A 20,547-nucleotide genomic window follows, 5' to 3' on the forward strand; every position below is an offset into this window, starting at 1 on the left:
CAACCCAAGGTTCTGCCATCCGCCTTTGGATTCGGCTTTCCTCACTCCGCCGCTGTGCCATATTGCTGGCAGATGCGGCCTTCGCGAACGGATGACCCGGCAATGCCCCCTTCCCGCTCCGAGATGGAGATCGAACTGAGCAAGCTGTCCTCGCCCAGGATCTTCCTGGTGCGGATGCTGGTGTTCCTGGTGCTCTGCGGCCTGGTCGGGGTCGTGCTGTACAAGCAGATCGTCACCGCATTCTTCGCCAATCCCGGGCTGAACGCCCTGATCGGCGCCGTGCTGCTGATCGGTATCATCCTGGCGTTCCGCCAGGTGATCCGGCTCTATCCCGAGGTCGCCTGGGTCAATAATTTCCGCATCGCCGATCCCGGCCTTGCGATCGAGCGCCGCCCGACCCTGCTGGCCCCGATGGCCGCGATCCTCGGCGGCGAGCGCACCGGGCGGATGTCGATCTCGCAGCAGACCATGCGGCATCTGCTCGATTCGATCGCAACCCGCCTGGATGAAGCCCGCGACATCTCGCGCTACATGACCGGCCTGCTGGTGTTCCTCGGCCTGCTCGGCACCTTTTGGGGCCTGATCGAGACGGTCGGCTCGGTCGGCAAGGTGATCGACGGGCTCAAGGTCGGCGGCGACGCCGGCGCGCTGTTCGATACGCTGAAGGAGGGCCTCGCCGCGCCGCTCGGCGGCATGGGCATTTCGTTCTCGTCTTCGCTGTTCGGCCTCGCCGGCTCGCTGATCCTCGGCTTCCTCGACCTGCAATCGAGCCAGGCCCAGAACCGCTTCTACACCGACCTCGAGGACTGGCTCGCCACCACCGTGCGCGGCATTTCCGGCGAGGGCGTCGGCGCCGGCGGTGCCGACCTGCAGGGCGCGATCGACCGGCTGCGTGCGACCTTCGAGGAAGGTGGCGCCGGCGGCGGCGGCCGCAGTACCACTGCGGCGATGGCCAATCTTGCCGAGGCGATCCAGGGGCTGGTTGCGCACATGCGCACCGAGCAGCAGATGATCCGCGAATGGGCCGACGGCCAGGGCGAGCAGAACCGCGAGATCAAGCGGCTGCTCGAGCGCCTCGCCCGCCAGCCCGAGAAGAGCTGAGCCACGGAGGCCAACGTGCTGGACCACGTGACCATCGGCATCAGCGATATCGAGCGGTCCAAGACCTTCTACGATGCGGCCTTGCGTCCTCTCGGCATCACCCGCCTGTATGCCGAGGGTGCCGAGTTTGCAGGCTATGGCGTGCGTCCAAAAGCCTTCTTCTGGATCGGCCGGCGCGCTACACCGCAGACCGGCGCCCACATTGCCTTCACGGCAAACGATCGTGCCACCGTCGATCGCTTCTATGACGACGCGATCAAGGCCGGCGGCAGGGACAACGGGCGCCCCGGAATTCGGCCGCACTATCATGCAAACTACTACGGCGCTTTCGTCCTCGATCCCGACGGCCACAATATCGAAGCCGTCTGCCACGCGCCGCAGGACTGACGGCAACAGATAAAGGGAAACCGAATGGCCCTCGCCCGCTCGCGCCGCAGCGAATCCGGCTTCAACTACTGGCCCGGCTTTGTCGACGCGCTGTCGACGCTGGTGTTGTCGATCGTGTTCCTGCTGTCGGTGTTCCTGGTCGTGCAGTTCTTCCTGTCGCAGGAGGTCACCGGCAAGGACAAGGCGCTGGAGCAGCTCAACGCCAAGATCGCCCAGCTCAACGACCTGTTGTCGCTGGAGAAGCTCTCCAAGCTGACGCTCGACGACCAGGTGTCGCAGCTGCGCGCCGGGCTCGCTTCGGCCGAGGGCGAGCGGGACCGCATGAAGGGGCTCTATGAGGGGCTCGCCAATTCCGGCAACGACGCGCAGGGTCGTGCCAACGAACTCAACAAGGCGCTCGAGTCGGAAAAGAGCGTGTCGTCGCGCGCGCTGGCGCAGATCGAGGTGCTGAACCAGCAGATCAGCGCGCTGCGCCGCCAGCTCGCGGCGCTCGAGGAGGCGCTCGACGCCTCTGAGAAGCGCGACAAGGAATCGCAGAGCCGGATCGCCGATCTCGGCTCGCGCCTCAACGTCGCGCTGGCGCAGCGGGTGCAGGAATTGTCGAAATACCGCTCGGAATTCTTCGGCCGGCTGCGCGCCATCCTCGGCAACCGTCCCGATATCCGCATCGTCGGCGACCGCTTCGTGTTCCAGTCCGAAGTGTTCTTCGATACCGGTCAGGCGACGCTGCTGCCAGAAGGCAAGACCGAGCTCGACACCGTGGCGAACGCGCTGATCGATCTCGACAAGCAGATCCCCCCCGAAATCGCCTGGGTACTGCGGGTCGACGGCCACACCGACGTGCGGCCGATCAACAGCCCGCTGTTCAAGTCGAACTGGGAGCTGTCCTCCGCGCGCGCGATCTCGGTGGTGCAATATCTGGTCTCGCTCGGCGTGCCGGCGCAGCGCCTGGTCGCGGCCGGCTTCGCCGAATTCCAGCCGCTCGACACCGCGCAGACCGAAGACGCCTACAAGCGCAACCGCCGCATCGAGCTGAAGCTGACGGAACGCTAGCTGGCACACGCCTTCGCGCTCCGCTTTCGCCGGGACGACACTGAATGTGTGGCACGGCCTGCATCCGCAGTCGTCGTCCCTGCGAAAGCAGGGACCCATAACCACAGGGTTGTGTGTTGTTGCAGAGGGCTGTGGCCCCGGCATCGCGCGGCAATTGCAATTTGTGGTTATGGGTCCCGAGTCAAGCCCGGGACGACACTGAGTGTGTGGCACGGCCTGCATCCACAATCGTCGTCCCTGCGGAAGCAGGGACCCATAACCACAGGGTCGGGTTGTTGAAGAGGCTGTGGCCCCCCACGTCGCGCAACAACGCGCATTTGGGGTAATGGGTCCTGGCTTTCGCCAGGACGACATCGAATGTGTTGCACGGCCTACATCCACAATCGTCGTCCTGCGGAAGCAGGGACCCATAACCACAGGGTTGTGTTGTTGAGGAGGGCTGTGGCCCCGGCGTCGCGCAACAATTGCCATTAGTGGTTATGGGTCCCGGGTCAAGCCCGGGACGACATCGAATGTGTGGCACAGCCTACTTCCACAATCGTCGTCCCTGCGAAAGTAGGGACCCATAACCACAGGGGTGTGTCGTTGCAGAGGGCTGTTGACCCAGCGTCGCGCAGCAATTGCCATTTGTGGTTATGGGTCCCGAATCAAGCCCGGGACGACACTGCGTGTGTGGCTCGACTCAGCGTCCGACCATCCCGAGCAATTGCTCCGGATAGCGCGCGCCCTGCACCTCGACGGCGGCGACGGCCTTGCCGATGTCGGCGAGATCAGCGGAGCTCAATTCGATCCGCGCGGCGCCGATGTTTTCTTCGAGCCGATTGAGCTTCGTGGTGCCCGGGATCGGCACGATCCACGGCTTTTGCGCCAGCAGCCAGGCCAGTGCGATCTGGGCCGGCGTTGCGCCCTTGCCGGCCGCGATGCGGCCGAGCTGATCGACCAGCGCCTGATTGGCGCGGCGGGCTTCCGGCGAAAAACGCGGCACGAGGTTGCGGAAGTCGTCGCTGGCGAACGTCGTCGACGCGCTGATCGCACCGGTGAGAAAACCGCGGCCGAGCGGGCTGTACGCCACGAAGCCGATGCCGAGCTCCTGCAGCACCGGCAGGATCTCCGCTTCCGGCCCGCGCTCCCACAGCGAATATTCGCTCTGCAATGCCGTGACCTTCTGCACCGCATGGGCCCGGCGGATGGTCTGCACGCCGGCCTCCGACAGGCCGAAATGGCGGACCTTGCCGGCGGCGATCAGGTCCTTCACGGCGCCGGCGACATCCTCGATCGGCAGCGCGGGATCGACCCGATGCTGATAGAACAGATCGATCACATCGATGTTCAGCCGCTTCAGCGAGGCGTCCGCGACCGCCTTGATGTGCTCGGGCCGGCTGTTCAACGACCGGTGCCGCTCGGCCATGGTGCCGATATCGAAGCCGAACTTGGTGGCAATCACGACGTCGTTGCGGACCGGCGCCAGCGCCTCGCCGACCAGCTCCTCGTTGACGAAGGGACCGTAGACTTCCGCGGTATCGAAGAAGGTGACGCCGCGCTCGACGGCGCCGCGCAGCAGCGCGATGCCTGCGGCTTTCTCGACCGCTGGGCCATAGGCGAAGCTGAGACCCATGCAGCCCAGGCCGATCGCCGATACCTCCAGATTGCTGTTACCGAGTTTACGCTTCTGCATGACGTCTCTCCGCATCAAAGGCTGGAACCTGCCGCTGCGGGATTTAGGGCGTGCACGCCCGCGCCATTAGACGTAAAAATCGGGATGGACTTATGAGCTGGATTCATCAATGCCGCGGCATGACGTCAATGACCTGATCGCCTTCCTCGCCGTCGCGCGCGAGCGCAGCTTCACCCGAGCCGCGGCACAGCTCGGCGTGTCGCAATCGGCGCTCAGCCACACCATGCGCGCGCTGGAGGAGCGGCTGGGCGTACGGCTCCTGACCCGCACCACCCGCAGCGTCGCGCCGACTGAGGCCGGCGAGCGGCTGCTGCAGGGCATCGGGCCGCGCTTCGAGGAGATCGAGGCCGAACTCACAGCCCTCAACGCGCTGCGCGAGAAGCCGGCCGGCACCATCCGTATCAACGCCGGCGAGCACGCCGCCGAGACCATCCTGTGGCCGGCGCTGGAAAAGTTCCTGCCGCGCTATCCCGACATCAAGGTGGAGCTGACCGTCGACAACGGGCTCGCTAACATCGTCGCGGAGCGTTTTGACGCCGGCGTCCGCCTCGGCGAGCAACTGGCAAAGGACATGATCGCGGTGCGGATCGCGCCGGATTTCCGCATGGTCGTGGTCGGGGCGCCGTCCTACTTCAAACGGCGAGACCGTCCGAAGCGGCCGCAGGACCTGACCCAGCACGCCTGCATCAACATCCGCCTGCCGACCCATGGCGGCATCTATGCCTGGGAATTCGAGAAGCGCGGACGCCCGATCAAGGTCCGCGTCGATGGACAATTGGTCTTCAACAGCACCGCGCTGCGGATCAAGGCGGCGTCGGCCGGGCTCGGGCTTGCCTATGTCGCCGAGGATCAGGTGCAGGCGCAAATCGCCAAGAGCCAGCTGGTCCAGGTACTCGACGACTGGTGCGCGCCGTTTCCCGGCTATCACCTCTACTACCCGAGCCGCCGGCAGTCTTCACCGGCCTTCGCATTGCTGGTCGATGCGCTGCGCTATCGCGGCTGATCGCGAATGGCAGCGCACAGTGATGCCGAGACCGATCGCTTGAGGCGATCCCGGCGCGGCTCACCTTCGTCGAGGCCCGGCATACGGATATTTGCTTCACAATTGTGCGATGGCACCTTGGGAACGTGACCGGCACCACTGACGTTATTGGACATATAATCTCGCGGGCTTGGCGGAAGTCTCGTCTCCGCCGGGGCTGCGCATCCCGCTCCAGCCTCACCGCGCCACCTCGGACCAGCACATGCTCAAGACCACATTCGCCATCATCGTCGCCGCCGGCCTCACCCTCGCGCCAGCCCAGCTTCTCGCGCAGAGCACGGGGGGCTCCCCACTGCCGCCGAGGCCCGGAGATCGCGCCGCTTCGTCGGACGGCGTTGGCGGCACTGCGCTTCCAGCCCAGAGCGGCCAGCGCTATGCACCGTCCTCCGGCGGCAACTTCAGTGCGGCGCCGGCCGCTCCCGGCGGTTCGGTGAGCACGACCGGCAATGTCAATAGCGCGCAGGGACGCTGAGGCGCGGTGCTAGATGGCGCCGGCCGGCTCCGCGGCCGGTTCGTCCGGCTCGGCGTCGGCGGTCACGAATTTGAGCCCGTAGGTCTTGCCGCGACGCCAGACCACTTCGCAAGGGTAGCGCTTGGCGTGATCGGCGAGCAACGTCAGCGCAAGGCGATCCTTCACGTCGAACTCGACCTCCGTCGTGATCTTGGCACCGCCGGGCGAGATGTCGACCACGGCGCAGGCATTCTCGGTCACGCCGTTATCCACCGTGATCCACGCCGCGCGGTTGTTGAGCTGGCGCCGCGGCTCGCGACTGACCTTGATCCGTGCTCCATTGCTCGCCATCGTCTCGTCCTCGAAGACATTGGTCCTTGAAAAAACATTGGAGGCCGCGCACGTCGATCGACACGCCCGGCACACAACCGCAGGGGCCACAATGCCGTTCCCCCCGTAAAGTCCGGCTTAGCGCGATCGCTTGAACTTTACCGGAATCTTGCCCCGGCTTTTAGCAAACGAGGATTCCGCAACTCCATCAGCGGGATACCGGCCGCATGGGCAGTCGTCGGCTTGACACGGGGACCGCATAGTTGGTGAAGTGGCGGCAGTGGTCTTGGCCACATCCCTGCAACAAGAGCGCTTCAAGCCGCCTCTGTCTTCCGGAAACGCCCCATGCTGATCCCCCTCGCCGACGTGCCGCGCTGGTATGCCGAACGCAAGCCCGCAGACGCGATCGCCGTCAGTCATGGCGCGGATGCGCTGACCTGGCTTGAGCTCGAGCGCCGCGCCAATGCACGGGCGCGCGCCTTTGCCGCCAAGGGCGTCAAGCCCGGCGACTTCGTCGCGATCGGGCTGCCCAACAGCAACGCATTCTTCGAGACCTCGTTTGCGGTGTGGAAATGCGGCGCGACGCCGACCTCGCTGTCATGGCGGCTGCCGCGCGGCGAGGCCGCCGCGGTGCTCGAGATCCTGAAACCGTCACTGGTGGTCGGCGGCGAGGCCGACTGGAATGCGCCGAATTCGCTGCCAGTGGATTTCGTGCCGGAGGGATTCTCCGGGGAGCCGCTCGATGCACCGGTCGCGCGCTACTGGAAGGCGATGACGAGCGGCGGCTCGACCGGGCGGCCGAAGGTGATCCTCGATCACAACCCCGCCGTGATCGAAACCACGACACCGCTGCTGCTCGGCATGCCACATGAGGCGTCGGTGCTCAACCCGGGCCCGCTCTATCACAACGCGCCGTTCATCCTGTCGCACTCCGCGCTGTTCGGCGGCGGGCGGCTGACCGGCATGGTGAAGTTCGACGCCGAGGAGACGCTGCGGCTGATCGCGCGCGAGCGCGTGCAATGGGTCAACTTCGTGCCGACCATGATGCACCGGATCTGGGCGCTGCCCGAGGAGGTACGCAACCGCTACGACGTCTCCAGCCTGCAAATCGTGTTTCATATGGCTGCTCCGATGCCGCCCTGGCTGAAGGAGAAGTGGATCGAATGGCTCGGGCCGGAGCGGGTCTGGGAGCTCTATGGCGGCACCGAGCGGCAGGGCGCCTGCGTGATCTCGGGCGTCGAGTGGATGGCGCACAAGGGCTCGGTCGGCAGGATCGGCGAGACCGCGCGCTTACGCATCATCGATGAGGATGGCAACGACGTCGCGCCCGGCGAGACCGGCGAGATCTACTTCCTGCCCAATGACGGCGCCGGCTCGACCTATCACTATCTCGGCGCATCGCCGAAGCGGCGGCCGGACGGTTGGGAATCGCTCGGCGATATCGGCCGGCTCGACGAGGAAGGCTATCTCTATCTCGGCGACCGGCTCGCCGACATGGTGCTGCGCGGCGGCGCCAACATCTATCCGGCCGAGGTCGAGGCCGCGGTCAGCGAACATCCCGAGGTGCGCTCCTGCGTCGTGGTCGGATTGCCCGATCCGGAATTCGGCCAGCGCGTGCATGCGATCCTCGAACTCGCCGACAGCGCCGATGCGCAGAAGATCGCCGACGGCATGGGCGACTTCCTGAAGGACCGGCTCAGCCGCTACAAGCATCCGGAAAGTTTCGAGCGCGTCGGCACCGCGCCGCGTGATGATTCCGGAAAGGTTCGCCGCACCATGCTGCGCGACGAGCGCGCCGCCTGGATCAAGGAGGACCGCGCCTTCCGCTTCATGCCGGCGCGTGCGGCAGCAAAGAGCGATTAGGTTCAGTTCATCTTGCGAGGGGCAGCTCTGCACGCCAGATGAGCTGTGCAGGCCGCCGCGCAAGGTATATCATTCCAACTTCCCTGCCGGCAGAACCTCGGACTACCATGAGGTTCCAGCGCCCTGCACGCCAGGAGATCCTTGATGCCCTCCACCACCGAATGGAAAGTGCCGGCGGCCTTTCAGCCCCGCCCCGAAGATTACCGCTACGACCTCGATCGTGCGCTGACGAGCGTGATCGGGCTGCATTCGATCATTCCGCCTGACGCCTTCAGCGCCGAGACGCTCGGCACCGAGCGCGCCGGCAACGGCGTCTTGATCGACGACGGGCTGGTGCTGACGATCGGTTATCTGATCACCGAAGCCGCCACGGTGTGGCTGCATCTCGGCGACGGCCGCGCGGTCGAGGGCCACGCACTCGGCTTCGATTTCGAATCCGGCTTCGGCCTGGTGCAGGCGCTGGGACAGCTCGACATCAAGCCGCTGCCGATCGGCTCGTCGGCGGCGACGCAGGTCGGCGACAATGTCGTACTCGGCGGCGCCGGCGGCCGCACGCGCTCGGTCGCGAGCCAGATCGCGGCGAAGCAGGAGTTCGCCGGCTACTGGGAATATCTGCTCGACGAGGCGATCTTCACCTATCCGTCGCATCCGAACTGGGGCGGCACCGGACTGATCAACAATGCCGGCGAGCTGATCGGCATCGGCTCGCTGCAGCTCGAACGCGAACGCTCGGGCCGCGCCGAGCATGTCAACATGATCGTGCCGATCGATCTGCTCAATCCGGTGCTCGGCGACCTGCGCAAATTCGGCCGCGTCGACAGGCCGGCGCGGCCGTGGCTCGGCATGTACACGACCGAGATCGACAACCGACTCGTGGTGGTCGGCGTCGCCAGCAAGGGACCGGCGGCGCGCGCCGAGCTGAAGACCGGCGACGTGATCCTCGCGGTCGACGGCGACAAGGTGACGAGCCAGACCGGCTTCTACCGCAAGCTCTGGTCGCTCGGCGCAGCCGGCGTCGACGTGCCGCTGACCATCTACCATGAGGGCGTCACCTTCGACGTGACGCTGACCTCGATCGACCGCATGAAGCTGTTGAAGGCGCCGCGGCTGCATTAAGAGAAAGAAAAGAGGCAGCAACGATGAGCGAGGCCGTGGTTGACGACATCGTGGCCGTGCTGCCGCCGCTGTTGCAGACACTGGAATCGCTGGCCTTTGTCGCGCGCAACCTCAACCCGCCGGACTTCGATCGCGTGATGCAGATCGCGGGCGAGCCCGAGAAGGCCCTGCAGGCGGTGCGGCCGCGGCTTGCCGATTGGCCGGAGAAATTCGCGCATATCCAGACCGCACTGGAAGCTGCGATCGAACCGGCACTGGCCGGCTATGCGGGGCTGCGCACGGTGCAGAATGGCGAAGGCGATCTGGTCAGCGTATTCCGCGCGCTGCGCTATCTGCCGCGCGCACAGGAGGCGCTCTATCCGCTAACCGAGCTGCCGCCGGTCAGCGGCTTCTTCATCGCGCCCGACTTGCGCGAGGACGCCGCGCTGCAGGCGAAGCTCGCGGCCACGCCGAACTCCGACACCGGCATCTTCCACGAGCGCAACGAACCGGGCAGCCGCGGCGGCTTCTCGATGTACGTGCCGGAATATTACACGCCTGATCGCACCTGGCCGCTGGTGATGGCGCTACACGGCGGCAGCGGCAACGGCCGCGGTTTCCTGTGGAGCTGGCTGCGCGACGCGCGCAGCCGCGGCGCCATCCTGGTGGCGCCGACCACAACCGGCCAGACCTGGGCGCTGATGGGCGACGACACCGACACGCCGAACCTCAACCGCATCATCGACCAGGTGCGGGTGCGCTGGCGCATCGACGAAACCCGCATGCTGCTGACCGGCATGAGCGACGGCGGCACGTTCAGCTATGTGAGCGGGCTCGACGGCGCCTCGCGCTTCACGCATCTGGCGCCGGTTGCCGCGACCTTCCATCCGCTGATGGCCGAAATGGCCGATGCCGGGCGGCTGCGCAGTTTGCCGATCTTCATCACCCACGGCCGGCTCGACTGGATGTTCCCGGTGCAGACCGCGCGGCAGACCCAGGGCTTGCTGTCGGCCGCCGGCGCCAGGGTGATCTATCGCGAGATCGACGATCTCAGCCACACCTATCCGCGCGAGATCAATGCGGAGATCATGCAGTGGCTGAACGGTAAGCAAGCCGACGGCGTCTGAGGGATTCTCTCCCCGTCACCCTGAGGAGCGCGAAGCGCGTCGCGAAGGGTCGACGGCCCGGCTGCGGCCGCGCGGCTCCATCGGCGCCGTCCACCCTTCGAGGCTCGCTCCGCTCGCACCTCCAGCGACAAAGGCGAAGCCCTTGCGCGGGGATGACGGTGATGGATAGTGCGCGTGGCACTATCCTCATCCCTGCCGTGGATGGAAAGGGCTACTTCTTCACCCGCGGCTTGAGCAGGTCGGAGAAGCCGACCCGGTGCAGCATCTCATTGCGGACGCGGTCGATCACGCCGAATGCAACCTCGGCGCCGTCCTGGGTCGGATCGATGTGGACGCGGAACGGCCGCTTGCCGAACGGCGTGTCGACGACTTTGACGATCGCGTCGGCAACCGAGCCAGCGTCGGCATCCTCGGGCACGATCGCCGAAAACGCCTTCATGATCTCATCGCCGAAGCCGGCATAGGGACCCGCCTCATATTCGGCGACGCGCGCCTGGTCGGCGGGACGGCCGGAATGCGCGAAGTGGTTGGTGCCGCCGGTGAACGCACCCGGCACGATGATCGAGGTCTCGATGCCCCAGCGCGTGAGCTCACGAGCATAGATCACCGCCATCGCATCCATGCCGGCCTTCGCCGCGAAGTACGGCGCGAGATAGGGCGGCGTGCCGCCGGCCGAGCTGCTGCTCGACACCCAGACCACAAGCCCCTTGCCCTGCTTGCGCAGCTGCGGCAGCGCCGCACGATTGACGCGCTGGGTCGAGAGCACGTTGACATCGTAGAGCTCGGCGAGCTGCTCGGGCGTGAAGGCCTCCGCCGGTCCGAACACCATGTGGCCGGCGTTGTGCATGACGACGTCGAGGCGGCCCTCTTCAGTGACGATCTGCGCAATCGCCGCATCGACCGACGCCTGCGAGCCGACATCGAGCTCGAGCGAGCGCAGATCGACCTTGTTGTCCCAGGCGAACTCCTCGATATCGGCGACCGCAGCGGCGTTGCGGCCCGTGGTGTGGCGCATCGAGGCGTAGACGGTGTGGCCGGCCTTGGCGAGCGCGTTGGCGGTGAGGCGGCCGAAGCCGCTCGAAGCGCCGGTGATGACGATGACCTGTTTCATGACACGTATCCTTGTGATGTCGGGTTGAACGAGAGTTGGGATGAAGGCGTGGGGACGTCAGACCAGGCCGCCATTGGCGCGCAGGGTCTGGCCGTTGATCCAGGAGCCGTCGGGACCGGCGAGGAACGACACGGTGTTCGCGATGTCGTCGGGCGTGCCGAGGCGCTCCAGCGGGACCATCCTGGCGAAGCGATCGACCAATTCGTCCGACTTGCCGTTGAGAAACAGATCGGTCGCGGTCGGGCCGGGCGCGACCGCATTCACCGTGATGCCGCGGCCGCGCAATTCCTTCGACAGGATCGCGGTCAGCGACTCGACCGCGGCCTTGGTCGCGACATAGATGCCGTAGGTCTCGAGCCTGGTGCCGACGACGCTGGTCGAGAAGTTGACTATGCGTCCGCCATCGCGCAGCCGGCGTGCCGCCTCGCGCATGGTGTTGAAGCTGCCTTTCAGGTTGACCGCGACCTGCTGGTCGAAGGCGGCATCGTCGCTGTCGGCAATCTTGCCGAGCTTCATGATGCCGGCATTGTTGATCAGCACGTCAACGCCGCCGAACGCCGCTTCCGCCGCGTCGAACAGGCCGCGCACCGCACTGGCATCGCTGACATCGGCCTTCGCCGTCAGCGCCCGGCCGCCGGCGGCCTCGATCCGGTCGGCGACCGCTTGGGCGGGCCTGGCGTCGCCGGAGTAGTTGATGACGACGGTGAAGCCGTCTTTGGCGAGGCGTTCGGCAACCGCCGCGCCGATCCCGCGCGAGGCACCCGTCACCAGAGCTACCTTGTTGGCTTGGTTGGTCATTTTCAGTCTCCATCGGATAATGCGGCCGAGCGGCGTTCGATGGAGAGACCCTACGTCTTGGCATGGCCCGGATAATCAGGCATCTTCTGGCATCACTATTCGCAATTTTCGGATAATAGATGGACCGCTTCGACGCGATGCGCGTGTTCGCCCGGGTGGTCGAGCGGCGCAGCTTCTCGCTCGCCGCCGACGATCTCGCTTTGCCACGCTCGACGGTGACCGACGCGGTGAAGGGGCTGGAGGCGCGGCTCGGCGTGCGGCTGCTCGAACGCACCACGCGCACGGTGCGGCCGACGCTCGACGGCGAGGCGCATTACCGCCGCTGCCTGTCGCTGATTGCGGACCTCGAAGACGCCGAGGGCGCGTTCGGCGGCGCACGGCCGAAGGGCCTGCTGCGGCTCGAGGTGCAGGGCACTTTGGCGCGGCATTTCCTGCTACCGAATCTGCCGGGCTTCCTCACTGAGTATCCCGACATCGAAATCAACATGAGCGAGAGCGACCGCTGGGTCGACCTGATCCGCGAAGGCGTCGACTGCGTGCTGCGCTTCGGCCAATTGCCCGACAGCGACATGATCGCGCGGCAGGTCACGATGCTGGAGCGATTGACCTGCGCCACGCCGGACTACCTTGCGCACTTCGGCATGCCGACCGACCCGCTCGCGCTCGACGGCCATCGCATGATCGGCATTCGCTCGCTGACGACCGGCCGCTTGCGCCCAATGGAGTTCGTAATCGACGGCGCGCTGAAGCGGTTTCCGCTGCCCGCACCGATGTCGGTGACCGGCCCCGAGAGTTATCTGGCGAGCGCCAGGCTCGGCCTCGGCCTCGTGCAGGTGCCGCGCTTCCATGCCGAAACCGATCTCGCCAACGGCACACTGGTCCCGGTGCTGCAGCAATGCCCGCCGCCGTCGGTGCCGGTATCGCTGCTCTATCCGCGCAACCGACAGCTGTCGCCGCGGGTTCGCGTGTTCATCGATTATGTGATGCGGGTGTTCGCGCGCAGTTGATCGACATCCGGAACCACAGTGAACCCCACGACGTTATCCCGCCGACACCGGAGGGATTGAGCGATGCGGACGTTTTTCGGCATGATTTTGGGCGCGCTACTGCTGGTTTGCGGCGTCTATGTCTACGACTCGATGCAGACGTCGAGCGTGGCCAATGGGCAGGTTGCGCAGGACACCCGCACGATCGTGAATTGGGACGTCGCCGCCCGCGACTGGAATCTGCTGAAGGCGCGGGCGCACCAGGAATGGACGAGGGTCGCCGCGAAGTAACTGCCGGCGTCACGGCGCGATCGCGGATGTCGCGATCGCGGCACCGAACCCCGCGCTCAACGCGGCCCACTCCCGGGCCGTGACGGCCATCGTCACGAGTGCGACCAGCGTTCCGACGAGACCTGCCAGCCCGCCGGACAGGCAACCGCCAACAATGAATGCGATGAACAGATTGCCGGGCGCGAGCCGGAGAAACCGGGCGGCGATGCCGTCGTCGCGCATCGACGCGGCGAGGACGTATCCACCGGCGCGCATGGCATAGCATGTCAACCCGAGGATGAAGATCACGCCGAGAATGTCCAAGTTCTTCATCAGGTCACGCATCGGTCCGCTCCATCATGCTGACGAGCGTGCCGCATCCGCCACCGATCAGCATGGACCAGCTGGGATCGACAAATCGGCTGACAAGGAGCGCGACGACCGCCGAGACCAGCCACGGCCACCAGGACGTCGCGTTCTTCCACTGGCTGGGAAGCAGGGTCGCGATGAACATCGTCGGTAGCAGTGCGGCGGCGAGCCTCAGTGGTCCGTTCGTTGCGAGCGGGGCGGCATAGGCAAGTGCGGTGCCGCCGACCCAGCCGATCGCCATGGGGATGCTCGATCCGAGCAGATAGCCGGCGTCGGGTCCGTTGCGGTCGGCGTCCGAACTCGTCATCAGCCACGACGCATCGGCGAGCAGAAACAGGCTGAGCAGGATCTTCCGGGGGGCTAGTCCACCAAACAGCTGGCGCAGATGGGCGCCCATCAGTAAGTATCGAGAATTGGTGGCGATGCAGGCAACGACCATGGCGGCAACCGGCAGTGGGCTTGCCCACATGCTCAGCGTGATCGCCTGGGCGGTGGCGGAGTAGACGAGCAGGCTGAACAGAATCGCGTGCGGCGCCCCCAGCCCAAGCCCCTTGTAGGTCAGTCCCATCACCAGGCCAGCGGCGCCATTGCTGAGCAGGAACGGCAAGGCCGCGACCAGGCCCCGCCTGAATCCGGCGGCCGTCATCGTTGGGACGCGTCGAGGCGACTGGGCGCTTGTAATGGTCATGACCGTTATATTAAACTTGGTGAGAGGCCGTGATGTCAAGGGATCCCGCGCGGGCGGCGACACAGTTCTTCGGTGGACGGGTCTGCCTCGATTTCGCGAACACACTCGACTGGCGGACGTCGAACGATCCGCACGAGTTGATCCCGGATTACGCTGCGCTATTGTCCTGGAGCGAACGCCGCGGGACCTTGCCGCTCGCGGCGATCAGGAAGCTGAAAGCGCATTCGGCGAGCAGCGCTGCCGTGGCCGCGATGCAGAAGGCGCATGATTTGCGTCGCGACATCTGGGCGATTTCCGACGCGCTCCGCAGTGGCCGCAGCGTGGACCTCCGTCTCGTCAATCAGATGCTATCGGCGGCTCCCCGGCAGCCCGACCTTGTGCGGCAGGATCGCGGCTATCGCCATGCGCTGGCGGGGACCGACGTGACGGAGCCATTGTGGCCGGTGCTGTGGTCGCTGACGGCCCTGCTGGCGTCCGATGACGCGAGCCGCATCGGATGCTGCGAGGCTGACGGCTGCGGCTGGTTCTTCGTCGACGAGAGCCCGAACCGGACCCGCAGATGGTGCTCGAGCGAAGTGTGCGGCAACCGCGAGCGCGCGCGGCGCGCCTATGCTAAGCGGAAAGGCTCTAGGTAAACCCGCTCCCCGTCCGTCGCCAGGGAGGCCACGTCAAGCTCGTGCGATCGTGCGCCAAGCGTGTACTCATAAATCGACTGGACCGATCGATGTCCACTTGTCCTCCAACAGCGGCGCAAAAGCGGACGTTGCCGGACTTCGCCCTTGGGCCAGAATCCGACAAACCCGGCGGTCTCGGCTCGGAAATCCGTTTACGGCGCCGTTCTCCGGCCGAAGCCCGCGTCGCGCGCAATCGCAACAGCTTGGGCGCGGCTAACTGCCCCGAGCTTGCCCAAGATGATTGAAACGTGATTACGGACGGTCTTCTCGGAAATCTTCAACCGCGTCGAGAGCTCGACATTGGTTAGGCCGCGGGCAACCAGCTCCAGAACCTCGCGTTCGCGCGAGGTCAATTCATCGGCGATCAAAGCGGTGCTGCGGCCGGAGGTGACGGCCAAGAAACCACTGATCGCCTCGGTCACCTGTTTCCAGGCCGATTCTGTCTCGAAGATTAGATGATTTCGGCTTTCAAGCGGCACAAATCGCGCTGTTGGAATTAGGCCGGCAAGTTCGCGGCCCTGCTCGAAGGGAATTCTTCCGTCCTGGCGGGAGTGAAGAACAAGCGTCGGGCAGCGCAGGTTGCTCGCCTCTGCTCTGATATCTGCATTCCAGAAAGCCTCGATGATTCTCCTCCCGTTGGCTGGAGGGGTCGTCACGCGGATTTGTTCATTGAATAATCGGAACTGTTCGGCCGTACCGTCCGGGATAAGCATCGACGTAAAGAGCTGACGAAACGCCGGATTCTCGTTGGGCCAGCCCAGTTCAATCGCTTCGAGCTGAGTTGCCGCCGTCTGCCGAAATCTGTCACTCGCGGGCGCCGAGAGTGGACCATAGGCAGTGCTGCTGTGGATGATGAAACGATCGACTCGATGGGGAAAGCGCGCAGCATATGTGACCCCAGTCATTGCGCCGCCCGAGAAACCAAAGAGATCGAATCGATCGAGACCGGCCGCCTCAATGACAGCCTCAAAGTCCTCGACAAACCGTTCAAAGGAGAATTCGAGCCCGTCGCGATCCGACAAACCGCACCCGCGCTGATCAAATCGGATCACCGTACGATGCCGTTCCAGCAGCGCATTCCAGTGACTCCAGACCTGACTATCCGACTCCAGATTGATGCTGGACATCCAGTGCGGTGCTCGCAGCAGCGCCGGACCAGCGCCGCTGATCGCATAGGCGATGCGCGTACCGTCACGACTGGTACAAAAGCGAACCTGCTGTGTTGAAGGCAACATGGACCACGGCCGCTCACCACGATAGGCAGCATCATAGCGGGTCGAGCGGTATGAAGTGAAGGTGTGAAAAGCTACGCCTCCGAAGGCCAATTCGCGATGTTTCCTTGACCATATTCGCGCAGCAACCTCTCCGTTGGGGGGCGGGCAAGCGCGTGCCCCGCACATTCCGACCGCCCTGGCTCCAAATGCGCTCCCAACCGACGCCCGCGCGCCACCAATTGGCTACCGGCCTGCATTCGGCTGCATTCGTAACCAGCAAGCGCAGCGAAGAGATTTCCGTCGAAGCCAGCGAGCGCGTCGACAAGCCTTTGGGCATCGAGCGCTGCTTTAGTGACGCCGGTACCGACATGGGGGCGAGCCACGAAAGCCGCGTCGCCGACCAGCACGATGCGACCGAACGTCATGCGCGGCGTTTCGAAATCGAAGATGGCCGACAGGATCGGTTCATGCGCGCACGCGACCAGCTCGGATAACTGGGGGGCGAGTAGTTGACGCGCCGCCAGCCTGATCTCGGCGATCACCTCCTGCCGAATGAGCGGAGGCGGTATTGAGTCGCCGTGGCATGCACCGGTCGCGTCGGTACACCAGCGCCGCAAGGTGGAATTGTATTCGGCCGGACGGAACCACACAAACGCGCAGCGCCGAACGTCTCCTGTATCATCCTGAGCTGCCATCGGGATCGAGAATGCGAGCTCACCGTCGGGAAGGCAGAATACCATTTCGCTGAGCGCCTTGCTCCGCCAATCCGACGGGATTTGGCCTTCTGCCACCACCCCGCGCCAAGCCGCATAACCGGCATAGCGCGGCGCGATGTCAGGCATCAACTCGCGGCGCACAGTGGAGCGCATACCATCGGCACCGATCAGTAAGTCAGCTGTAGCGCACATGCCGTTCGCAAACGTCGCGAGCACCCCATTTTCATTCTGTCGACATCTCAACAGCGTCATACCCCCATGGTAGCGCTCTGTCGGGAAGGCTCGCTTCAGGGCGCGGTACACGCGGTCCCAGGCGGTGGTAGCCTCGCGAACCGGCACTTCGCAGGTCACCTCGCCGCTCTGGTCGAGGCAAATGTGCGAGTGCACCTGCGTCCAAATCGATTTGTCGATCGGAATGCCAATTCGGCGCAGAACGGCAAAGAGATCGGCCTGAGCGCCGAGCACGGCGCCTCGCCCGGTCAGGTCGCCGCTTGTGCGTTCAAATACATCGACGTCCCAACCGATGATACGCAAAAGGTTTGCGACGAAGAGTCCGCTTAACGACCCACCGATCACTATGGCACGGAGTGCGCTCATTGGAAAAAATCCGACTGGCCGCGATGTGTCTCGAGTCAGTTGATCTTGAGGCCGTTCGCGTTGATCAAGTCGTGCCAGCGAGCGCTTTCGAGCTGAATGAACGCTGCGGCGTCGTCCGGATTGGAGCCCACTGGGACAGCCGCGAAGTCGGCGAGGCGCGCGGCAACATCCGGGAGCGCCAGCACCTCGGCAATCGCCGTTGACAGCATCAGCACGATAGGGGTGGGCGTTCTCGGGGGCGCAACGATCGCAAACCACTCCACGTGATCGAACCCTGGCAAGGCTTCGGAAATCGCTGGCACGTCCGGCTCTTGCGGTAGCCGCGCTGGTGTCGCGACACCGAGAAGCTTGAGCTTGCGCGCCTGGATCCCAGGTGAGGCGTTGCCGTAGAGATCGAGCATCAGGTCAATGTGCCCGCCGAGCAAATCATTCATGGCAGGCGCCATGCCCTGATAGGGCACATGGACAAGGCGGATGCCTGCCGCTTTCATCAAACGCTCCATGCCCAGGTGCGGCGTACTGCCTACGCCCGGCGATCCAAAGGTGAGCTTGTCCGGATTCGCTCTAGCATAGGCAAGGAGTTCCTGAAGATTCGATGCAGGCACTTTGGGGTTGGCGACCAGCACCGTCGGAAGCTTGACCATCACGCTCACCGGAACGAGTGCGCGGGGAACAAAGTTCAGGCTGCTGTGAAGATGTTCGCTCACAACGAGAGGCGCCGGCGGCGAGGCCAACAAGGTGTAACCGTCCGGGTCTGCCTTGGCCACGAGCTCCGCTCCAAGGTCTCCGGCTGCGCCAGCCCGATTCTCGATGATTACGGCTACACCCCATTTTGCCGACAGCTTTTGCGCAATCAAACGGGGTATAACGTCCAGGAGCGGGCCTGGGGGTACCGGTACGACGATCTTTATCGTGTGTTTGGGAAACTCATCGGCCGCCAATCCTCTTGCCGGACTTGTGCCGACCAGGATGGACACAACAAGGCAACGCGCAATTGCAGAACGACTAATCATAGGTCGTCTCCTCCGGTCAGTCCAAGACCGCGACACACCGTCGGAGGATTGTGGCGAGCGTTCAGGTTCCTGTCATGAGGCCAATGTCCCAGGGCAGTCAGACAAAGCGGACCCTGCTGTCCCGAATAGCGGGACCGAGAAGAGCAATCAGCTTCAGGCAAAAGAGAACATTTTGCCCCGGAAGCCCGTGCAGCCGAGCGCACGCGCAATGGGCTTGCCGGAACGCTCTTGTCTCGGCTGAAGGCGGGATCGATGCTTCTGGCCGATCGCGGCTACGATGCCGACTGGATCAGAGAACTTGTAACCACGAAAGGCGGCTGGGCGAACATCACGCCGAAGAGCAGCCGCACTGATCCGATTTGCTTCAGCCCTTACCTTGCACTGGTCCAGCTTGCGTCGATCAGGCTGTGGCTCCGCACAAATGAGTCCACGCCCTAATTCTGCTCGGTCTTGCGGCCCATGTTGGCCTTGCGCGCGTCGGCGATGACCTGCTCGAACTGATCGATGCTGAGCACGCCCGGCACGCGATACTTGCCGACGATGAATGACGGCGTCCCGTTGAAGCCGAATGCCTGCGCCTGCTCGTTGTTGCGTGCCAAAACTGCGTCGATCGCCTTGGCGTTGGCGTCGAGATCCTTTTTGAGGCAGTCCATGTCGAGGCCGGCGCCCGACAGCAGCTCGGCAATGCGCGGCTCGGTGATGCGCGAATTGACCGAGATCATCGCCTCATGCGCAGCTTCGAACTTGTCCTGGTACTTCGCCGCCAGCGCCATCCGCGCCGCGACCTTGGAGACCGGCCCGAGGATCGGCCAATCCTTCAGCACCAGGCGAACCTTGCCGTCGTCCTGCACCACCTGGCGGAGCTCCGGCGCGAGCTTGCGGCAATACGGGCAGTTGTAGTCGAACCATTCGACGATCGTGATGTCGCCCTTGGGATTGCCGATCACCGGAATATCCGGATCGCGCAGCACCTGTTCCTCGGTCAGGACATTGTCGTCCTCGGCGCGCGCGCCTCCGGCGGCAAGGAGCGCAATGCCGGCACCGATGAGGCCGAGCGCGCCGCGGCGGGTGGCGCCGGCGTTGTCGAGGGGGGATTTCGTCAGATGGTTCATAGCTCGCTTCCGGAAGGGCTCCTCGCCCTTCTACGTTCAGGACACATTGATGTTACGCAGCAGCATATAGATCGCCACCACGATAATCACAGTCGCAAACACGATATTGAGCGCGCCGCGGCGTTCCGACAGGTGCCGGGCGCTCCGTGTGCCCAAGAGGCCGCCCGCGATGCCGCCGGCGACGAATAGCCCCGCCAGGCCCCACGACACCAGCCCGGACCACGCATAGCTCAAGGCCGTGGTCACGCCGAAGGCGGTAACCGCCACCAGCGACGAACTGACCGCGTTCATGATCGGCATCCCGGTCGCCAGCATCAAGGCCGGCACGATCAGGAAGCCGCCGCCGATGCCGAAGAAGCCGGACATGGTTCCCGTCACAAGCCCGAGACCTACGATCGCGGGCGTGTTGGCCATCGAGATCTTGACGTCGGTCAGCCCGACCCGCGCGCGGGTCTTCAGCATCAACCCCGCGATCACCAGCATCACGATCGAGAACAGCGCCAGCAGCTTCTGCCCGTCCAGCATCTTGCCGAGGATCGAGCCGCCGAAAGCGCCGAACATGCCTGACAGCGCGAACAGCAGTGCGCAGGACCAGATCACGGTGCCGCCGCGGGCGTGGTTGGAGAGGTTGATCGCGGCATTGGCGGCGACCGCGATCGCCGAGGTGCCGATCGCGACATGCGGCTGGGGCACCCCGACCACATAGACCATCAGCGGCACGGCAAGGATCGACCCGCCGCCGCCGACCAGGCCCAGCGAAAAGCCGACCAGCATGCCCGATGCCAGCCCAAGCACGCTCTGAGTTGCGGAGAAGACCAAGGGGAACAGACTCGCGTTTGAGGCCGCAACCCTAGAAGGATTTGCTGCACAACGCC

At 64.8% G+C, this 20,547-nt stretch carries 22 protein-coding genes and 1 pseudogene; 12 read left to right on the forward strand and 11 right to left on the reverse strand.

What is annotated here, in order from left to right:
• Window positions 1-102 precede the first annotated feature (102 nt).
• The 3 genes from ACVIGB_RS25520 to ACVIGB_RS25530 are packed head-to-tail and all read left to right on the forward strand — an operon-like array spanning window position 103 to window position 2,541.
• The gene (locus ACVIGB_RS25520) at window positions 103-1,101 is read left to right on the forward strand and encodes a flagellar motor protein MotA (protein ID WP_092123620.1); all 999 of its coding nucleotides are present in this window, start codon (window positions 103-105) and stop codon (window positions 1,099-1,101) included.
• Between the two features lie 15 nt (window positions 1,102-1,116).
• A complete protein-coding gene (locus ACVIGB_RS25525; protein WP_092123618.1) occupies window positions 1,117-1,488 on the forward strand; it encodes a VOC family protein in 372 nt (123 codons plus the stop codon).
• A 24-nt stretch (window positions 1,489-1,512) separates the two neighbouring features.
• On the forward strand, window positions 1,513-2,541 hold the full coding sequence (locus ACVIGB_RS25530; RefSeq protein ID WP_212314026.1) for a peptidoglycan -binding protein: 1,029 nt from the start codon (window positions 1,513-1,515) through the stop codon (window positions 2,539-2,541).
• Window positions 2,542-3,223: 682 nt separating this feature from the next.
• Here the strand turns inward: ACVIGB_RS25530 and ACVIGB_RS25535 are convergent.
• Window positions 3,224-4,216 (reverse strand): aldo/keto reductase, encoded by a 993-nt coding sequence (locus ACVIGB_RS25535; protein ID WP_456720568.1) that lies wholly within the window; start codon window positions 4,214-4,216, stop codon window positions 3,224-3,226.
• A 109-nt stretch (window positions 4,217-4,325) separates the two neighbouring features.
• Between ACVIGB_RS25535 and ACVIGB_RS25540 the strand changes: the two genes are divergently transcribed.
• Window positions 4,326-5,219 carry a LysR family transcriptional regulator gene (locus tag ACVIGB_RS25540; RefSeq protein WP_456720567.1) on the forward strand — a complete coding sequence of 298 codons (894 nt, stop codon included), beginning with the start codon at window positions 4,326-4,328 and terminating at the stop codon, window positions 5,217-5,219.
• Window positions 5,220-5,460: 241 nt separating this feature from the next.
• A complete protein-coding gene (locus ACVIGB_RS25545; RefSeq protein ID WP_143046821.1) occupies window positions 5,461-5,730 on the forward strand; it encodes a hypothetical protein in 270 nt (89 codons plus the stop codon).
• Between the two features lie 9 nt (window positions 5,731-5,739).
• Here ACVIGB_RS25545 and ACVIGB_RS25550 read toward each other — a convergent pair whose 3' ends face one another.
• On the reverse strand, window positions 5,740-6,060 hold the full coding sequence (locus ACVIGB_RS25550) for a PilZ domain-containing protein (RefSeq protein WP_456720566.1): 321 nt from the start codon (window positions 6,058-6,060) through the stop codon (window positions 5,740-5,742).
• A gap of 324 nt (window positions 6,061-6,384) precedes the next feature.
• Between ACVIGB_RS25550 and ACVIGB_RS25555 the strand changes: the two genes are divergently transcribed.
• The 3 genes from ACVIGB_RS25555 to ACVIGB_RS25565 all read left to right on the forward strand — a co-directional run bounded on the left by ACVIGB_RS25555 (window position 6,385) and on the right by ACVIGB_RS25565 (window position 10,124).
• Window positions 6,385-7,902, forward strand: a complete 1,518-nt coding sequence (locus tag ACVIGB_RS25555; RefSeq protein ID WP_456720565.1) for an AMP-binding protein — start codon at window positions 6,385-6,387, stop codon at window positions 7,900-7,902.
• Window positions 7,903-8,046: 144 nt separating this feature from the next.
• A complete protein-coding gene (locus ACVIGB_RS25560) occupies window positions 8,047-9,018 on the forward strand; it encodes a S1C family serine protease (protein WP_092123604.1) in 972 nt (323 codons plus the stop codon).
• A gap of 23 nt (window positions 9,019-9,041) precedes the next feature.
• A complete protein-coding gene (locus ACVIGB_RS25565; RefSeq protein ID WP_456720564.1) occupies window positions 9,042-10,124 on the forward strand; it encodes a carboxylesterase family protein in 1,083 nt (360 codons plus the stop codon).
• Between the two features lie 211 nt (window positions 10,125-10,335).
• On the opposite strand, the gene ACVIGB_RS25570 is transcribed toward ACVIGB_RS25565, so the two are convergent.
• Window positions 10,336-11,235, reverse strand: coding sequence for an SDR family oxidoreductase (locus ACVIGB_RS25570; protein WP_456720563.1), 900 nt, complete (start codon window positions 11,233-11,235; stop codon window positions 10,336-10,338).
• A 57-nt stretch (window positions 11,236-11,292) separates the two neighbouring features.
• Window positions 11,293-12,033 (reverse strand): SDR family oxidoreductase, encoded by a 741-nt coding sequence (locus ACVIGB_RS25575; protein ID WP_456720562.1) that lies wholly within the window; start codon window positions 12,031-12,033, stop codon window positions 11,293-11,295.
• Window positions 12,034-12,152: 119 nt separating this feature from the next.
• On the opposite strand from ACVIGB_RS25575, the gene ACVIGB_RS25580 reads away from it, so the two are divergent.
• Together ACVIGB_RS25580 and ACVIGB_RS25585 are read left to right on the forward strand one after the other, a co-directional pair.
• On the forward strand, window positions 12,153-13,040 hold the full coding sequence (locus ACVIGB_RS25580; RefSeq protein ID WP_456720561.1) for a LysR family transcriptional regulator: 888 nt from the start codon (window positions 12,153-12,155) through the stop codon (window positions 13,038-13,040).
• A gap of 63 nt (window positions 13,041-13,103) precedes the next feature.
• A complete protein-coding gene (locus ACVIGB_RS25585) occupies window positions 13,104-13,310 on the forward strand; it encodes a hypothetical protein (RefSeq protein WP_092123594.1) in 207 nt (68 codons plus the stop codon).
• 9 nt (window positions 13,311-13,319) lie between these two features.
• On the opposite strand, the gene ACVIGB_RS25590 is transcribed toward ACVIGB_RS25585, so the two are convergent.
• Together ACVIGB_RS25590 and ACVIGB_RS25595 are read right to left on the reverse strand one after the other, a co-directional pair.
• Window positions 13,320-13,634: an AzlD domain-containing protein gene (locus ACVIGB_RS25590; RefSeq protein ID WP_456720560.1), complete on the reverse strand. Its 315-nt coding sequence runs from the start codon at window positions 13,632-13,634 to the stop codon at window positions 13,320-13,322.
• On the reverse strand, window positions 13,627-14,304 hold the full coding sequence (locus tag ACVIGB_RS25595; RefSeq protein WP_456720559.1) for an AzlC family ABC transporter permease: 678 nt from the start codon (window positions 14,302-14,304) through the stop codon (window positions 13,627-13,629). The genes ACVIGB_RS25590 and ACVIGB_RS25595 overlap by 8 nt, the downstream gene beginning before the upstream one ends.
• Window positions 14,305-14,378: 74 nt before the next feature.
• Here ACVIGB_RS25595 and ACVIGB_RS25600 point away from each other — a divergent pair, with 74 nt between their 5' ends.
• A complete protein-coding gene (locus tag ACVIGB_RS25600; protein WP_456720558.1) occupies window positions 14,379-14,981 on the forward strand; it encodes a CGNR zinc finger domain-containing protein in 603 nt (200 codons plus the stop codon).
• A gap of 191 nt (window positions 14,982-15,172) precedes the next feature.
• Here the strand turns inward: ACVIGB_RS25600 and ACVIGB_RS25605 are convergent, their stop codons facing one another.
• The 3 genes from ACVIGB_RS25605 to ACVIGB_RS25615 are packed head-to-tail and all read right to left on the reverse strand — an operon-like array spanning window position 15,173 to window position 18,560.
• Window positions 15,173-16,345 carry an alpha/beta fold hydrolase gene (locus tag ACVIGB_RS25605; protein WP_456720557.1) on the reverse strand — a complete coding sequence of 391 codons (1,173 nt, stop codon included), beginning with the start codon at window positions 16,343-16,345 and terminating at the stop codon, window positions 15,173-15,175.
• The gene (locus tag ACVIGB_RS25610) at window positions 16,327-17,547 is read right to left on the reverse strand and encodes an FAD binding domain-containing protein (protein WP_456720556.1); all 1,221 of its coding nucleotides are present in this window, start codon (window positions 17,545-17,547) and stop codon (window positions 16,327-16,329) included. The genes ACVIGB_RS25605 and ACVIGB_RS25610 overlap by 19 nt, the downstream gene beginning before the upstream one ends.
• A 35-nt stretch (window positions 17,548-17,582) precedes the next feature.
• Entirely contained in the window at window positions 17,583-18,560 is a 978-nt protein-coding gene (locus tag ACVIGB_RS25615; RefSeq protein ID WP_456720555.1) for a Bug family tripartite tricarboxylate transporter substrate binding protein, read from the reverse strand.
• A 213-nt stretch (window positions 18,561-18,773) separates the two neighbouring features.
• On the opposite strand from ACVIGB_RS25615, the pseudogene ACVIGB_RS25620 reads away from it, so the two are divergent.
• Window positions 18,774-18,998: pseudogene (locus tag ACVIGB_RS25620) on the forward strand (IS5/IS1182 family transposase); the annotation flags it as partial.
• Here ACVIGB_RS25620 and ACVIGB_RS25625 read toward each other — a convergent pair.
• Entirely contained in the window at window positions 18,995-19,672 is a 678-nt protein-coding gene (locus tag ACVIGB_RS25625; RefSeq protein ID WP_456720554.1) for a DsbA family protein, read from the reverse strand. The pseudogene ACVIGB_RS25620 and the gene ACVIGB_RS25625 overlap by 4 nt on opposite strands.
• Before the next feature lie 36 nt (window positions 19,673-19,708).
• Window positions 19,709-20,446 carry a sulfite exporter TauE/SafE family protein gene (locus ACVIGB_RS25630; RefSeq protein WP_456725080.1) on the reverse strand — a complete coding sequence of 246 codons (738 nt, stop codon included), beginning with the start codon at window positions 20,444-20,446 and terminating at the stop codon, window positions 19,709-19,711.
• Window positions 20,447-20,547: the final 101 nt, after the last annotated feature.

Source organism: Bradyrhizobium sp. USDA 4341 (assembly GCF_054063755.1).